We start from the raw sequence: 17147 nt of genomic DNA on the forward strand, positions 1-17147 counted from the left end.
GTTTTAAGCTGTTATGTATCAAGCTTTCTTGATTAAAGAAGGCTTTTAACTGGTAACTATTTATTATGCTTAGTAACTCATCTCAAAAGCTCTCTTTATCAATTGCTAAAAAGATTTTAATTGGCTTTGAGTATCATTACCAAAATATTAAGAGTGCTTCTATAGAGGCAAAAAGGTGTTTTGAGGAGAGAGAATGGCAAAAAATAGAAGACGATTCAAAGTTAAGACTTAATTTCTATGATGAACAAGTTGATTACTTTTGTAAAAAACTATCGTTAGAGTTAAAAAAACAAACTCTCTATGGCGCAAAGGCTGAATTCAATGAATCACCGAGTATGGAGAAGTTTAACTCTGAATTCTGGAAAAATACAAAGCATGTCTACATTGAACTAATAACTGAACACAAGCAGCCTGAGCTAGCTGAAACCTTCTATAACTCGGTATTTTGTAGGATCTTTTCAAGAAGTTTTTATAATAACCAGTTTATTTTTACAAGGCCATGTGTGTCACTGAATTATATTGACATGGATGAGCCAGTAATTGACAGCTACTTTGTTGAAGATAGTCAGCTGAGCGAAGCCTTTAAATCCATTCTTGATAGCTATAATTTTAAATGTGAGTTTGGTAATCTCAGTCAAGATATCCAAAGATTAAAAGAGCAGCTTTATAGCCAGATGCCGCGACTAGACTCTGAAGTTTTCGAGATTCAAGTCATTAGTACCCCTTTTATCAGAGGAAAATGCGCCTACATTGTAGGCAAAATTGTCTCTCAGCTCCACTCAGATAGGCCGCTCCTTATTGCTCTATTAAATGATGAAAAGAAAGGCTTATACGTCGACAGCCTTCTCACTGAAGTTGGAGGGATATCCATTGTTTTTAGCTTTTCAAGATCGTACTTTTTTATTACAACAGACTACCCCTCTGCAATTGTTGAATATTTAAAAGAGATTTTGCCAGGAAAAACTAGGGCAGTTCTATACAGCGCAATTGGGCTTCATAAGCAAGGCAAAACTTTGTTATACCGACATTTTCTTAAGTACTCAAAAATTACTAGTGAAAAGTTAATAATTGCACCCGGTATCAAGGGCATGGTTATGTCTGTCTTTACTTTTCCAATGTACCCCTATGTATTCAAAATTATCAACGACCGCTTTGCGCCTCCTAAAATGGGCACAAAAGAGATGGTTAAGGACAGATACTACTTTGTCAAAAACCATGTGAGAATAGGCAGATTAGCAGATACATGGGAGTTTTCAAATGTTGCCTTTCCGTTAAAAGATATCGATGATGCATTATTAATAGAGTTGAAGAGAAAAGCAGGCTCAAATATTGAAATTGAGGGGGACCTGTTAATCATTAAGCATATGTACATTGAAAATAAAATGACGCCACTCAATATGTATCTTGAAACTGCCACTAAAGAACAGCAAACAAACATAATTAATGATTATGGAAAAGCGATAGATGAGCTAATTAATTCAAATATTTTTCCAGGCGACATGCTTACAAAAAACTTTGGAGTAACTCGCCAAAATAGAGTCGTCTTTTATGACTATGACGAAATTACCTTAATGAGCACGCCCGTCTTTAAAAAGATTCCTGAATCCAAGACATACGAGCAAGAGCTTGCCTCTGAGCCCTGGTATTACGTTGGTCAGAATGACGTCTTTCCAGAAGAATTTAGATATTTCATGCTTCCAAATCCATATATGAAAGAAGTATTTAATAAAAATTATAAAAAACTTCTCGATGCAAATTACTGGATTTCAATTCAAGAAAAAATTAAGATCAACGGGGTCATGGATTATTATCCATATGGATCAGAAAAACGTATGAGTGAAATATATGGAGAAACGGATGACTCTATCGACATGTGATATTTCGGATAAGCTTCACCCTAATGTCCAGTATTTAGAGCCTGTATATAAAAGTTATGGGTTAAAAAAATCATTTTCAGGTCGCATTGTTACTGTTAAGTGCTTTGAGGACAACTCCCTAGTTGAGCAGGCTTTAAATACTCATGGCAAGGGATCTGTATTAGTAATCGATGCAGGTGGCTCTATGAAGTGCGCAATGCTAGGTGATAAAAGGGCATCTGATGCAATCAGGAATGGCTGGGAAGGAATTATTATCTATGGATTGATCAGGGATTCAATAGCCATAAATTTAATGCCAATTGGCATAAGAGCTCTTGGCGTTTGCCCATTAAAAAGTGTTAAAAAAGGAATTGGAAAAAGAAATATAAATGTCTCTTTTTCAAATGTAAAATTTAATCCAAATGAATATATTTATGCCGATGAAGATGGCGTAATAGTTACTGAAAATAAGGCCAATTAATGAGCAGTGATAGTCAAATAATTAATAAGATTCGAGTAGACAATACTTTTTTTAGCTTCATTGAAGAAGAGGTTTGTGATGGATTAGATATTTCAGCCAAAGACTTCTTTAAATCCCTCTCTCAAATTTTAAATGAGCTACAGGAAAAGAATACATCCCTTCTTCAGAAGAGAGACTTATTGCAATCTAAAATTGACCAATGGCATGCTGAAAATAAAAGAATTGATCTTCAGAGCTATAAGAAATTTTTAGAGGGCATTGAATATATCACTCCAATGCCTGATAAATTCTCTATTGATGTTGAGGAAGTAGATGATGAAATATCTCAAATTGCAGGCCCTCAGCTCGTTGTTCCTATTACTAATCAGCGCTTTGTTCTTAATGCGGTAAACGCTCGCTGGGGAAGTTTATTTGACTCCCTTTATGGTACGAATGTAATTCCAAACAAAGGCAGCATGAGTACCTCTTTTGCACATAATCTTCAGCGAGTTAATCTAACTGCAGAACTTGCCTGTGACTTTCTTGATGAAATTGCGCCTCTTAAAGGCGCTTCTTATAGACAGATCACCTCTCAAGTTAAATACTCTGGTGCTTTAATATTCAACCTAAATGATGGTGAATTGGCAACCTTAATTAATCCAGAGAAATATATAGGATTAACTGACGATGGGCATATATTACTTAAGAATAATAACCTTCACCTAGAAGTGGTTTGTGACCAAGAAAGAAGTTTACATAAGAGCGGTATTTTTGATGTCATTCTTGAGTCAGCAATAACAACTATTGTCGATTTTGAAGACTCAGCATCAACAGTTTCTAATGCGGAAAAAATTCATGCATATCTTAACTACTTAGGCCTCATGAAGCGTGAACTAAGCACCACGTTTACTAAGGGTGGTGAAACCATTACTCGCTCATTAAATGAAGATAAAGTTTGTACTGATATACATGGAGAGAAATTTAGCTTAGCTGGAACAAGCTTGACTCTCGTTCGTAATGTTGGCATTCATATGATGACAGGAATTGTTAGTAACCTTGATGACTCACCAATTCCTGAGGGAATACTAGACGCAATGGTGACCTCACTTATTGCGCTTCATGATATTAAACTTAAAGCGAATTCAAAAAAAGGAAGCATCTATATTGTTAAGCCTAAATTACATGGCCCTGAAGAAGTAAAATTTACAATGGAGTTATTTGGGCTTGTTGAAAAAGCCTTATCTCTAAAAACTAATACGCTCAAAATAGGCGTAATGGATGAAGAAAGAAGAACGACTCTTAACCTTAAGTCTTGTATTCATGAGGCTAAAAGCCGTATTATTTTTATAAACACAGGTTTTTTAGATCGCACTGGTGATGAAATTCATACATCTATGATGGCTGGTGCAATGCGCTGTAAAGACCTCATAAAGGAAGAGGCGTGGTATTCAGCTTATGAGCCAAACAATGTTAGTACTGGTCTTGATTGTGGACTATTTAAAAAAGCTCAAATTGGAAAAGGAATGTGGGCTCAGCCAGATCAAATGCGTCAAATGCTTGACAACAAAATGGTTCATTTAGAGGCGGGTGCAAGCTGTTCATGGGTTCCATCCCCTACTGCAGCCACTTTGCATGCAACGCATTATCATCGCTTTGATGTTTTTAAGAAGCAAAAAGAGCTACTAGCAAACCAACAACACCCAAACCAAGACGACTTACTTGTAATTCCTTTCTTGAGAATTGAAGAGCAGATGCCTAAAGAGAAAATTATTAATGAAATAAACAATAATGCACAAAGTATATTGGGTTATGTTGTTAAGTGGATTAACCAAGGAATTGGTTGCTCTAAGGTCCAAGATATTAATCATGTTGGGCTTATGGAAGACCGTGCAACCCTTAGGATATCCTCGCAACATATGGCTAACTGGCTTCACCATGGAATGTGCTCAAAAGAAGAGGTTAATAAAGCATTTGAAGAAATGGCTGTTATCGTTGATGATCAAAATAAGTATGATCCAAGCTACCTTCCACTTGCACCAAATTATGACAGTTTTGCCTACAAAGCATCAATAGCTCTGGCCTTTGAAGGAATGAGTCAGCCTAATGGCTATACGGAAGCAATTTTAATAAAATACAGACGTAAGTTTCTTGAGGCTAATTAGTCATCAAATTCTTTACTATGTTTTCTTAATTTATCTACAAGAGAGATAATTTTTTTATCACCTCTTAAGGACTCATGAATATAATCAAAGTATTCGAACTCATTGTCTTTAAATTGTCTTGAAATATTTGGGTAATACCACTGCTTATCAAGCGCATTAATAATAAACTCTCTATTGACCCATAATGACTCGTCAGCAGTTGCGAAGACCTGATCGATAATGTGTTCTGCCTTTAAACAACTAAAGATAATATCTCCATCTTTCCAAAGTTCAGCAGGGAACTGATCATAGTGCTCTTCATCTATATTGAATGTATTAATCCCATCTAATATTTCCTCTTTACTTGTTTCAATGAATTCACCATCATGACACTCAATTTTATTATCTTGCATTGATGGACTCCTGTGTATTATTTGTAATCATTATGCAATTTAACCTCTAAAAGCATTATCTGACAGAAGGTAGTCAAGCTCCTCCATAGTACTCATTCGCCCAAATATTTCATTTCTATGAGGAAAACGACCAAACTTTTTAACAATATCTCTATGATGTTTAGAATACTCTAAGTTAAAGTTATATTTTTGAAATAAATACACTTGTAGATTTTGATGGTCTATATTCTCACTATGCATAAGAGGCATAAAAAGAAAAAGCAATTTTTCATCACTTAGCTTTTCATCATAGCCATTATTAATTGCATTTAAGACAACCTCAACAGCCATATCTTCCGATTTAAAGCTTTTTGCCTGACCTCTAAACATATTCAAAGGAAACTGGTCTAGAATAATTACTAGGGCTACTGAGCCTTCAGCAGTGTCACGCCACTCCATAAACCCACCAGAAGATATACTCTCCCATAGATTTTCATAACGCTGCTTGATTTCATTGTCTACTTCAGGAGTTGATGAAAACCAATGTCGTTTGCTTTTTTCTGAGAACCAATATTGATGAATATCAGATGGTATTATCGCTTTTTCGCTCATAGTACTTAAAAATAATTCCTTCAGAGCGGGGTAATATACCACCCTAAAGGATTAATAGCTAGTACTTAACGATGAGGTGATTTTTCACCAAAGTCTTTATACTTTTCTAGATGTCTAACTGGCTTACTTAGTGCGTCTTTTCTGAACGGGTCACCCAACTCTCTAGAGCACATTATTTCTATGATTGTTGTTTTTCTTTCGTTCATCTGCATATCAATCGCTTTTTTAAGTGCAGGGCCAACGTCTTCAAGTTTGTCAACACGAATACCCTCAGCGCCCATTGACTCTGCAATATTAACAAAATGCTGATCCGTAAGCTCAGCCGCTATAAAGCGTCTGTCATAAAAATCTACTTGGTTTTTCTTTTCAGCGCCCCAATGACGATTATGAAATACAACAGCTGTAACAGGAATATCATGACGTACACAGGTCATTGTTTCAACCATACTCATTGCCCAAGCGCCGTCCCCCGCATAAGAAACTGCAGGCCTATGCTGGGCAGCTGCCTTAGCACCAATGATTGTTGGAAAGGCGTAACCACAGTTTCCAAAACTCATTGCTGCAAAAAAGCTTCGAGGCTTTTCAAAACGCAGATAGCTATTAGCAACCGAGTTAATATTACCAATATCAGTCGACACCATAACGTCTTCAGGCATTGCCTTTTCAAGTTCACGAAGTACTTGTCTAGGATGGAGCCACCCTTCTTCTTTATCTGCAAGCATATCCATGCTATATGAATCAGTCTCATGAATCCACTCATCAAGCTCTAACTCCCAAGAAGCTTTTTCGTCTGCAATAATTGAAGCTCTATCGGCTTTAGAAGAATCACAACTAAGTGTTTCAGATGCCAATTTTTGACAAAGAATACTTGCGACTGCTTTAGCGTCACCACAAATACCAACATTAATTGGTTTGACCAATCCAAGCATTTTATGATCTGCATCAATTTGAATAATTTGAGCGTCTTTAGGCCAGTAATCCATTCCATGTTGAGGCAGAGTTCCAAAAGGACCTAAACGCGTACCTAATGCAATAACTACATCTGCTTTTGCTATTAGTTTCATTGCAGCTTTTGAGCCTTGATATCCCAGAGGACCACACCAAAGATCATGACTTGCAGGAAACGAATCATTATGAAGGTAGCTATTTACTACTGGCGCACCTAAACGTTCAGCCAAAGCTGCACATTCATCAACACCATCAGCCATAACTACACCACCGCCAGAAACAATAACTGGAAACTTAGCTTTACCAATTAATGCAACAGCTTCATTTAAACTATCTTCACCACCTGAACCTCTATCTACACGACGCGGAGTAGGAATAGTAAATTCACCTTCTGCATAAAAATAATCTCTAGGAATATTTAACTGAGTTGGAGCCATCTCACTCATCGCTCTATCAAAACAGCGACCAGTAAATTCTGCCATTCTCATTGGGTTAACAACATGGCCTTGATATTTAGTAAATTCTTGAAACATTGGCAGCTGATTTGCTTCTTGAAATCCACCTAAGCCCATCCCCATTGTTCCAGCTTCAGGCGTAACAATTACAACTGGGCTGTGTGCCCAATATGCAGCAGCAATTGCGGTAACGCAGTTAGAAATACCAGGGCCATTTTGACCAATAACCACGCCATGTCTTCCACTTACTCTTGAATATCCATCTGCCATATGTGCAGCGCCTTGCTCGTGGACAACAGGTATAAATCTAATACCAGCTGGCTCGAAGATATCCATTGCATCCATAAATGCAGAGCCCATAATACCAAAGATATCGGTTACATCATTTGCGACCATTGTTTCAACAAAAGCCTCACTCGAAGTCATTTTTGCCATTTTGCAGTTCTCCTTTATAATTTATTTATTAAGCATATCAAGCGCTGAAACGTAATCATAACCTAAGTCATGAGCCACTTCAGGACATGTTACTTGGCCACTATGTACATTTAATCCGGCTCTTAGATGTTCATCATCTAATAAGGCTTGTTTAACGCCTTTATTTGCAATACTAAGTCCAAATGGAAGTGTTACATTATTTAGCGCATAGGTTGATGTTTTTGGAACTCCACCCGGCATATTAGCAACGCAGTAGTGAACTACCTCATCAATGACGTATGTAGGCTCTGCGTGAGTTGTTGCCTTTGAAGTTTCGAAGCAACCACCTTGATCAATCGCAACGTCAACAATAACTGATCCAGGTTTCATGGCCTTAATCATTTCTCTGGTTACTAGTTTTGGTGCTTCAGCACCAGGAATCAATACGCCGCCAATAACTAAGTCAGCTTGCAATACATACTCTTCTACTGAACTTTTAGTTGAGAATACAGTATTCGTGCTTCTGCCAAATTGTTGCCAATGCTGCTCTAATGTATCAGGATTGTTATCCAAAACCCAAACATCTGCGCCCATTCCAACTGCCACATGGGCAGCATGAACGCCAACGACGCCTCCACCTAAAATAACGACATTCAAAGGGTCTACTCCTGGAACACCTCCAAGCAAAGCTCCCATTCCACCATTTGGTTGCTCTAAAAAGTGAGCACCTGCTTGAACAGCCATTCTTCCTGCAACTTTTGACATAGGAGCCAATAATGGCAATCCGCCTCTTGGAGAAGTAACCGTTTCATAAGCAATACAAATAGCGCCACTCTCTACAAGCCCCTTCGTTTGTTCAGGATCTGGTGCAAGGTGAAGATATGTATAAAGAATTTGACCTTCTCTAAGCATTGCAATTTCTATGGCTTGAGGCTCTTTAACTTTAACAATCATATCCGCAGTTGCAAAAACTTCTTTAGCTGAAGATATGATTTCAGCGCCACAACTAGAATAATCATCATCGCTTGCCCCAATACCAATACCAGCATTAGTTTCAACTAAAACCGTGTGGCCATGACTAACAAACTCCTTAACACTTTTAGGCGTCAAACCAACTCTATATTCATGGTTTTTAATTTCTTTTGGCACTCCAATTATCATCTCAATATTCCTATATTAAATTAATTAAAATTTTTCTATTTATTTGCTTCTAAGGCATTATCAACAGATTCAACGATTAAATCTATGTCAGTCTTAGTACATATGAATGCAGGACTAAATAGCAAAACATTATTATTAGTTTCAAAACTTCTATTAGTTCTTCCAATCATCACTTTATTTTTAAAACAATGCGCTGCAACGCTAGCTGCAACAGTTTCATCAACAGGCTCTTTAGTTGCCCTATCTTTTACAAGCTCAACACCGCAAAATAACCCTTTGCCTCGAACTTCACCAATCATTTCATGCTTTTCTTGTAATTCAAGCAATTTATTTTTAAGATGCTCTCCAACCTCATTAACATTCTCTAAAAGTTTTTCACGTTTAATAATCTTTAAAACTTCAAGTGCAGCTGCAGGGCCAGCAGTGCTTCCACCAAAGGTAGAAATATCTCGGAAGTAGCTATCAACATTAGTTGGATCCTCTTTAAACATGTTAAAAAGTTTTTCAGTAGTAACCGTAATTGATACAGCAGCATATCCAGCAGCTAAACCTTTAGCTGTAGTGACAATATCAGGCTGAACATCATAGTGCTGGTAACCAAACCATTTTCCTGTTCTACCTAGGCCACAAACTACTTCATCTATGTGAAGAAGGACGTCATATTTTCTACATATTGACTCAATAATTGGGAAATACTCAGGAACAGGAGGAATAACTCCGCCACCTGCAGTAATCGGCTCTAAAACGACAGAACCTACGGTGTCAGGCCCTTCCTTTTTAATAATATCTTCAAGGACAGTAGCGCACTCGATATTGCACTCTCCATATTTTTTTCCATATGGGCATCGATAACAACAGCAGTGAGGCATTTCAACAAATCCTGGAGCAAACGGACCATATTGTTTTTTTCTTTGGATTTGGCCAGATGAGCTCATAGCTCCAATTGTTGTGCCATGATAATCACGGTCACGATAAATAATTTTATGTTTTTTCCCATCATTATGAAAATGGGCAAGCTGACGAACCATTTTGTAGCCTTTTTCATTAGCTTCAGAGCCAGAGTTTGAGTAATAAACGCGCTCTAAACCTGGCATAAGTGAGGTAACTTCTTTTGCGTATTCAGCAGCAGGCTCGTTACCAAAAGAGCCCGCAAAGTATGGAATTTTTGTCAGTTGATTACTGACAGCTTGAACCATATCATCTCTTCCAAATCCTAAATTTACTGTCCATACACCGCCAGATGTTCCATCAAGATACTCATTACCATTGGTATCGGTAACAACCATTCCTTTCGCTTTAGCGACCATCATGGGATCAGTCGATTCAAAGCCCTTATGTTGCGTTAAATGATGCCAAACATGGTCTTTATCATTTTGTATAAGTGTATTATTAGACATACTTACCCCGATTTAAGTAAAAATTGATAGTAATTCAAAAGAATGAATTATAAAATACAAGGGGTCCTAAATTTAAATACATATAGAACCAGAATTCTTAAAATTAATAGGCCAGATAAATGGATGAAATGTGGAACCAATTTTTTTCTCTAAGACATGACAAGCCTAGGACCTTGCAGTTGCAGATTCGTCAGCAATTAATTGATGCTATTACTAATGGCTTAATTGGCCCAAACGAACCCCTACCATCATCTAGAAACCTTGCAGCAGCTCTTAAAGTTGCAAGAAATACAGTGATTGCTGCCTATAAAGAATTAGAATTTGATGGCTACATCACCCCAAAAGAAAGAAGAGGTTATTTTGTTAATGAGCAATTTTATGAGAATTTTACAAATAGTAATGAGGATCAAGTTAAAAATACTAGCCCTCCATTATGGTTAGATGCTTTAATAACCAAAAAGCCATCCATTAAAACTAATATTCGTAATCCTGAGAATTGGCAAAGCCTTCCATATTCATTTACAATTGGCCAACTTGATAAAAGTTTAATTCCCTATTACGAATGGCGTGAGGTTGTTAGGCATTCGTCAACTCTTCCTGAAATACAAAAATGGAATATTGATCATGTTGATAGCGATGACCCATCTTTAATTAAGCAAATTCAATCTAAAGTACTTCCAAAACGTGGTATTTGGGCAAATAAAGATCAAATTTTAATTACTTCAGGTAGCCAGAATGCGATCTATATTATTGCCAGTCTATTAGCTAAGCAAGGGACAGTTATTGCTATGGAGAATCCTGGATACCCAGATGTGAGAAACATTTTTAGCTTTCGAACTGACAACATTGTTCCTATAGGCATTGATAAAGACGGAATTTTAGTGGATGAAATTAAACCCGAGATTGATATTATTTTTACCACTCCAAGCCATCAATACCCCACAGGGGTAACAATGAGTATGGAGAGAAGAAATAAGCTCCTATCTATCGCTAAAGAAAATCAAATGGTAATTATTGAAGATGACTATGAGGCTGAAGTTAATTTTCTCAGAAAACCTAATCCATCATTAAAAAGTCTTGATAAGGATAACAATGTTATTTATGTTGGAAGCTTTTCGAAAGCCTTTGCTCCTGGTTTAAGGCTTGGCTATATGGTTGCTCCAGAGGCCTTTGTAAAAGAAGCAAGAGCTTTAAGGCGACTAATGATAAGACATATACCTGCAAATAATCAACGTTCAGTAGCCTTATTTATTGGCCTTGGTCATTATCATAATATGTTTACCAAAATTCAAAAAACAAACAAAGAGCGTTGGGGTTTGATAAATGAAAAAATAAATCAAGAACCTCTTTTATCTTGCACTCCAACTCTTGGAGGCTCAACATTTTGGGTAAAAATTCCAGAGTCAATTGACACTGAAAAACTTTGTCAAAAACTTTTAGTCAAAGGCGTAGCAGTTAGACCAGGAAACGCGTCATTCTCTGAAGAGAAACCGCCATCAAACTATTTGCATCTTGGGTATTCTGCTATTGATACTAATAAGATAAATAAAGGTATAGATATAATCGTACAAGAAATTAAAGCAATGATGTATTGAATCACTTGGATTAATTGGTATATTAACCCTAATAAAAGCTATTTTTTAATAAAATCATATGCAACCAAATATAAAATTTCTTACAAGGATTCTTTGCTTTATCACACTATCATTTGGCTTAGTATCGACCTCATTCTCAGATCCAAATGTCTTACAATGTAAAAAAAATTGTGGCAATTATGATACCAAAAATAATTATAGTTTCCAAGCAAGAATGGCTCAAGGTGAGGACATGTGGGGTGCTAATGTAACGTTTATAGAAGATGACATTATTATTAGTTCGGCACATATATTAGGATTTGAGCCTAATAAAAAGCAGACATTATCATGTGGCCCTGAAGCTGCAAAAAAAAGGAATACAGACTGGAGTCAGCATAAAGGAAATATGTACGTTGTTGATGGAAAAAATTACCCTAATAAAAAAATTATCATTGCAAAGGTATTAGATATTTCCGCAAGATCAACAGGTGAGCCACCTGGTTATGATATCTTAGTTGCTCATGTTGATCGAAATTGCAATAGATGCAATAAAGATATTACAATTATTCCAATTCCAATTGCAAACAATCTTCCTGCAATAAATACAAAAGCTTTACATATTGCCGTTCCTGGAGATAGTGCAATGAATAAAGGGAGATTCTTTGATAATCATCTACTTAATGGAAGAATATGGGGTGGCAAAAATAATGCTTGCTCAAGACAAACACTTAAGCATGATGGTAAACTTAACCCTCCAATGCTATTTGACACATCAGGTAGCCCAGTAATTTTTAAAGAATGTGGAAAGTATGCCCTTCATGGTCTTCATGGAAATGGAATGGATTATGATGGCCATATGTATGAATTTCTTCAACTAATTCAAACACAAAAAAAATGGATTCAATCAGAAATCTATAGGTGGACTGGAAGAACAGAGATGATTGACTCTTGCTCAAGCAATGGAAAAAGATCTTTTATGCCAAGTAGCGATTTTGATGTTCCTCAAAATGACTGTGTTAAAGAAACGTTTCAAGATCATCCAGCTAATTTTCCAACATGCAGGCTAACCCCTCAAAATAATACAGTTGCAATGCCCTGGTAATTAAATTAGGAAATATTAGTTTCTGATTTTTTTATTTAAAGGGTCATACATTGGCTTAAGTGATGCACTAGCTTTCTCAATAATACCTTCAACCTCAATAGTATATTCAGCACTTAAAATATCTTCATGACTTTCATTAGGGAGACATGTAACGTATCCAAGGCCCACAGCAGCACCAAGAGTATGACTATAGGTTCCACTTGTTAAATGACCCACAATTTCACCATTTTTCAGAATAGGTTCATTATGATAAAGCATAGGTTCAGGATTACTCAGTAAAAACTGCATTACTCTCATTTCATAACCGGCAGCCTTTTTAGCTTTAACAGAGTCATAACCAATAAAGTTACCAAATTTTGAAGGACTCTTATCGAGTTTCACAGCAAAACCAAGTCCTGCATCAATGACATGATCTTCATCAGTTATGTCATGTCCAAAGTGTCTATATGCTTTTTCAATTCGACAACTATCAACAGTATGCATCCCAATCTGTCTTAAAGAAAACTCCTCACCTTTTGAATCAATTAGCTCAGCTACATAACTTGAAAACTCAATTGGAAAGTATAACTCCCAGCCTAATTCACCAACATAGGTTATTCGGTGTGCACGTACATTTGCCATACCAACCTCAATACTGCGAACATTTGCAAAAGGGAAGCTTTCGTTACTCATATCAGTATCTGTAAGGGATTGTAGTAAATCTCTCGAATTTGGCCCCATAATAGCGATACAGCCCTCAGCACTAGTTGCATCAAATAGTGAACAATTGGCCCCTTCAGGCAAATTCTTTTTAAGCCAATGCATATCTCGATTCAGACACATTGTGCCGCTGACTATTAAATAATCATCAATTTCAAGACGAGTAACTGTTACGTCAGCTTCAATACCGCCTTTCCGATTAAGCCACTGCGTATAAACCATTTTACCGACACCAACATCAACATCATTTGCACAGATCATCTGCATAAAGTCCATAGCATCAGAACCTTTGACTCGAATTTTTGCATATGACGACATTTCATACATACCAACAGTCTCTCTGATTGCTTGCTGCTCTAATCTATGAAAATCAAACCAATTTTGCCTTCCCCATGAATATTCATACTTAGCTTCAACCTTTCCAATCAAATCCTTTGGAACAAACCAATTAGGCCTCTCCCAGCCAGCAACCTCACCAAAACAAGCACCACGCTCTTTGAAAAACTCATACAAAGGAGTTTTTCTTAAGCCTCTAGCTGTTTCGTATTGATGGTATGGAAAATGATTTTCATAAAGATAGCCTAAAGTTTCAGTAACTCTATTTGCTAAGTAAATTTTATTATTTTGAAATGGCTCATTTCTTCGTATATCTACATCCCATAAATCACAGGGAGGTTCTTTTCCTACAATCCATTCAGCTAAATATTTTCCCGCTCCACCAGCCGCCTGAATACCAATTGAATTGAATCCTGCAGCAACATAAAAGTTACCTAATTCTGGAGACTCTCCGATTTGAAAATTATCATCCGGCGTAAAACTTTCAGGTCCATTAAACAAAGTCTCAATACCTAAACTTTCCATGATAGGCACACGGTTCATTGCAAGCTCTAAATAAGGCATGCAGTGATCTAAGTCATCCTGTATCTGATCAAAGCAAAAATCTTCTGGAATACCATTTTGCGCCCATGGCTTTGCGTTTGGCTCAAATAGCCCAACAAGTATTTTTCCAGCATCCTCTTTATAATATGCAGACTCATCTGGAACTCTCACTACGGGCATATCTCCCATATTTGGAACGGCTGAAGTTAGGAAGTAAAAGTGCTCACAAGCATGAAGAGGGACTGAAACACCAGCCATTTTGCCAACCTCTCTTGCCCACATTCCACCGCAATTTACAACAGCATCAGATTGTATGTCACCATACTCAGTTTGAACTCCTACAGCCTTTCCATCTTTTTTAAGTATTCCAGTAACCTTAACGTCTTCAAAAATCTTAACACCATTGTTCTTTGCGCCTTTTGCAAGAGCCATGGCGACGTTTGCTGGATCAGCCTTACCATCCTTAGGTATCCAAGCACCGCCAACAACATCATCGAGATTAAAGAGGTTGACCTTATCTCTTAACTCGTCGGTAGTTAGTATCTGCACATCAACTCCATGAACTTTTGCAAGTGATGCATTGCGTTTATATTCTGTTAACCTTTCTTGGTTTGTTGCGAGACTAATTGAGCCAGTTCGGCGATAACCAGTAGCCATTCCTGTTTCAGCCTCTAATGTTTCGTAAAGGTTTCCAGAGTATTTAACCATTTGAGTGAGATTAAGCGATGAGCGCATCTGCCCTACAAGTCCTGCTGCATGCCATGTAGTTCCAGAGGTTAGCTTTTTACGCTCCAGAAGAACTACATCTGTGTAACCAAGTTTTGCAAGATGATAAGCAACTGAGCAGCCTACTACTCCTCCACCAATAATTACAGCTTGGGCATTTTTAGGTAATATTACTGACATGGGCTAACCTTAAATAAAGAATAAAAAAACAGAATTATAAATCTATTTTCCCTTCCATGGTACAAGATAATTTTCTGAAATTCTCATAAGTATATCGATTGCATAACCAATAACACCAATCAGTACAATTCCCATGATTACAAGGTCAGTCATCTGGAACTTAGAGGCGGTAATAATCATCATTCCAGCACCTTTCTGAGCCGCTACAAGTTCGGCTGCTACAACTGTGCCCCAACAAACCCCCATAGAGACTCTTGCACCTGTAAATATTTCAGGCAAACTGTTTGGAACAATAACAAGCCTCATAATTTGCCATTTAGAGGCGCCTAGTGAATATGCAGCATGAATTTTTGCAATATTAACCCCTGAAACTCCGGCTCTCGCAGAAATAGTCATAATCCAAAGCGAAGCTAAGAATAGTAAAATAATCTTTCCTTGTTCGCCAATACCAAACCAAATAATAACTAATGGAATTAGAGCAAGTGGAGGCACTGGTCTCATAAATTCTACAATAGGATCAAACCAGCCACGAAACCAGCCAGAAAGGCCCATTGCGTATCCTAAAGGTATACCTATTAGAGCGCCAGCAAAAAAACCAACAACAACTCTAAGGAGTGACCAGCCTAAATGCTCAAATAAACTAAAATTTTTATATCCTTCTGAAGCAATCTTAGTTAGCCTTGACCAGACAGCTTCTGGCGAGGGTAGCCACACTGGTTGCATCTGCCAGCCTTTATATGGAGTAAGACTCAGGGTTCCTTTAGCGGTCATATAAACGCGTGCATTATCAATAAAGAGCTCACTGCTTGGTAAAATGGACTCCCCATTAATTGCAATAACTTTATATTTTTTATCCTTACCACCAACATCATTTTTCTGAACTTTAACCAAAGCACTTCTATATGTAATAATTTGAGCTGTGTCATTAAGAGCAAAACCTAATCCTGGCTCTATATCTATTTTGTCAGGTATTTCACCAGTCTGAACATCGTAAACAGAAATTCTTACTTCAGCATCATCAGTTTCACCTGAAGAGTTAACAGCAGTATAGGTAAATGAAAGTTCACCTATAAATGGTCCAGGAACATGGATAGGGGTTAATTTAGAGCCCGTAAATGAGCCCCAGATAGCGAATATTGCTATAACTGATATAATTGAAGCAGCCCTATTAGGCGTAACAGCACTCTCATCACCAAATGTTACAGTTTTAAGACTCGTGAAATCATCTCGTGATTTTGACATTGAGCTCACTGCTTTAACAATATAGAAAGCAGCAATAAAAATTAAAATATAGATAATTAAAATAGTCATGAGCTTTCGTCCGTCCTTCCCATTATCTCTTCTTCCATTTCCCAGATAATTGAGAGAATTTCATCACGAGTCTCTGAATATCCCTCAGATTTTTTAACTTCTCGAAGATCCATATTAACGCCCATTTCAGCAAATGGGAGATTGTACTCCTTGTAAACCCTTCCTGGCCTTGGAGCAAGAACCAATAATCTTTCACCAAGAAGAACAGCCTCTTCTACAGAATGGGTAATTAATAAAATTGTTTTTCCAGTCTCTTTCCAGAGCTTTAAAACTAACCCCTGCATCTTTTCACGAGTCAAGGCATCTAATGCACCCAGAGGCTCATCCATTAAGATTACATCAGGTTCATTTGCAAGGCAACGCGCTAGAGCCACTCTTTGCTGCATGCCTCCAGATAATTCGTATACGGCTTTATCCTCAAATTCAGCTAGTCCAACTACTTCAAGTAAATGTTTTACTTTTTCATTTTGCTCAGCTTTTGGCATTCCTTTCATTCGAGGTCCAAATGCAACATTTTGTTGAACATTCATCCACTCAAATAAAGCACCTTGCTGAAAAACCATTCCTCGTTCAGCGCCAGGGCCTAAAACAATTTTGTCATTAAGAACAACTTTTCCTTCTGTTGGAGCTAAAAAGCCAGCAACAATATTTAGAAGTGTCGTTTTACCGCAACCTGAAGGTCCAAGTACAGTGATAATTTCACCTTCTTTTATGTCTAAAGATACATCTTTAAGAGCTTGAACTGAAGAGCCATTCTTCAAATCAAAACGCATTGAGATATTTTCAATTGATAAACCTTTCAAACTAAACTCCGAATTTATTTTTAAAAAAAAGGTGGCA

Annotated in this window: 13 protein-coding genes; 5 read left to right on the top strand and 8 right to left on the bottom strand. The window is 37.2% G+C overall.

Translation table 11 applies throughout. The features are described 5' to 3' along the window. Nucleotides 1–65 precede the first annotated feature (65 nt). From aceK to ABXT51_RS05085, 3 genes are read left to right on the top strand one after another with little or no spacing between them, the layout of a single operon-like run. Nucleotides 66–1877 carry a bifunctional isocitrate dehydrogenase kinase/phosphatase gene (gene aceK, locus ABXT51_RS05075; protein WP_416694166.1) on the top strand — a complete coding sequence of 604 codons (1812 nt, stop codon included), beginning with the start codon at nucleotides 66–68 and terminating at the stop codon, nucleotides 1875–1877. After that, on the top strand, nucleotides 1858–2337 hold the full coding sequence (gene rraA / locus ABXT51_RS05080) for a ribonuclease E activity regulator RraA (protein ID WP_271556551.1): 480 nt from the start codon (nucleotides 1858–1860) through the stop codon (nucleotides 2335–2337). Before aceK ends, rraA begins: the two co-directional genes overlap by 20 nt. Further along, nucleotides 2337–4478 carry a malate synthase G gene (locus ABXT51_RS05085; RefSeq protein WP_416694168.1) on the top strand — a complete coding sequence of 714 codons (2142 nt, stop codon included), beginning with the start codon at nucleotides 2337–2339 and terminating at the stop codon, nucleotides 4476–4478. The genes rraA and ABXT51_RS05085 overlap by 1 nt, the downstream gene beginning before the upstream one ends. On the opposite strand, the gene ABXT51_RS05090 is transcribed toward ABXT51_RS05085, so the two are convergent. From ABXT51_RS05090 to ABXT51_RS05110, 5 genes are all read right to left on the bottom strand, one after another. Next, entirely contained in the window at nucleotides 4475–4870 is a 396-nt protein-coding gene (locus ABXT51_RS05090; RefSeq protein ID WP_416694170.1) for a hypothetical protein, read from the bottom strand. The genes ABXT51_RS05085 and ABXT51_RS05090 overlap by 4 nt on opposite strands. Nucleotides 4871–4909: 39 nt before the next feature. Beyond that, the gene (locus tag ABXT51_RS05095) at nucleotides 4910–5461 is read right to left on the bottom strand and encodes a DUF924 family protein (RefSeq protein ID WP_416694172.1); all 552 of its coding nucleotides are present in this window, start codon (nucleotides 5459–5461) and stop codon (nucleotides 4910–4912) included. Between the two features lie 65 nt (nucleotides 5462–5526). Beyond that, the gene (gene xsc, locus ABXT51_RS05100) at nucleotides 5527–7299 is read right to left on the bottom strand and encodes a sulfoacetaldehyde acetyltransferase (RefSeq protein WP_271541334.1); all 1773 of its coding nucleotides are present in this window, start codon (nucleotides 7297–7299) and stop codon (nucleotides 5527–5529) included. 21 nt (nucleotides 7300–7320) lie between these two features. Beyond that, nucleotides 7321–8439: an alanine dehydrogenase gene (gene ald, locus ABXT51_RS05105; protein WP_416694174.1), complete on the bottom strand. Its 1119-nt coding sequence runs from the start codon at nucleotides 8437–8439 to the stop codon at nucleotides 7321–7323. A gap of 35 nt (nucleotides 8440–8474) precedes the next feature. Then, the gene (locus ABXT51_RS05110) at nucleotides 8475–9836 is read right to left on the bottom strand and encodes an aspartate aminotransferase family protein (protein WP_416694176.1); all 1362 of its coding nucleotides are present in this window, start codon (nucleotides 9834–9836) and stop codon (nucleotides 8475–8477) included. A gap of 119 nt (nucleotides 9837–9955) precedes the next feature. Here ABXT51_RS05110 and ABXT51_RS05115 point away from each other — a divergent pair, with 119 nt between their 5' ends. Both ABXT51_RS05115 and ABXT51_RS05120 read left to right on the top strand, forming a co-directional pair. Next, entirely contained in the window at nucleotides 9956–11431 is a 1476-nt protein-coding gene (locus ABXT51_RS05115; protein ID WP_416694178.1) for a PLP-dependent aminotransferase family protein, read from the top strand. 58 nt (nucleotides 11432–11489) lie between these two features. Then, nucleotides 11490–12512 (top strand): hypothetical protein, encoded by a 1023-nt coding sequence (locus tag ABXT51_RS05120; protein WP_416694180.1) that lies wholly within the window; start codon nucleotides 11490–11492, stop codon nucleotides 12510–12512. 15 nt (nucleotides 12513–12527) lie between these two features. On the opposite strand, the gene ABXT51_RS05125 is transcribed toward ABXT51_RS05120, so the two are convergent. From ABXT51_RS05125 to ABXT51_RS05135, 3 genes are read right to left on the bottom strand one after another with little or no spacing between them, the layout of a single operon-like run. Then, on the bottom strand, nucleotides 12528–14996 hold the full coding sequence (locus tag ABXT51_RS05125; protein ID WP_416694182.1) for a GcvT family protein: 2469 nt from the start codon (nucleotides 14994–14996) through the stop codon (nucleotides 12528–12530). 42 nt (nucleotides 14997–15038) lie between these two features. Beyond that, nucleotides 15039–16307 (bottom strand): ABC transporter permease, encoded by a 1269-nt coding sequence (locus ABXT51_RS05130; RefSeq protein WP_416694184.1) that lies wholly within the window; start codon nucleotides 16305–16307, stop codon nucleotides 15039–15041. After that, complete coding sequence (locus tag ABXT51_RS05135) at nucleotides 16304–17110, bottom strand: ABC transporter ATP-binding protein (protein ID WP_416694186.1); 807 nt, start codon at nucleotides 17108–17110, stop codon at nucleotides 16304–16306. The genes ABXT51_RS05130 and ABXT51_RS05135 overlap by 4 nt, the downstream gene beginning before the upstream one ends. Nucleotides 17111–17147: the final 37 nt, after the last annotated feature.

The organism is Candidatus Pseudothioglobus sp. Uisw_050_01, from assembly GCF_048085775.1.
In the GTDB taxonomy this organism is placed as follows: Bacteria; Pseudomonadota; Gammaproteobacteria; order PS1; family Pseudothioglobaceae; genus Pseudothioglobus.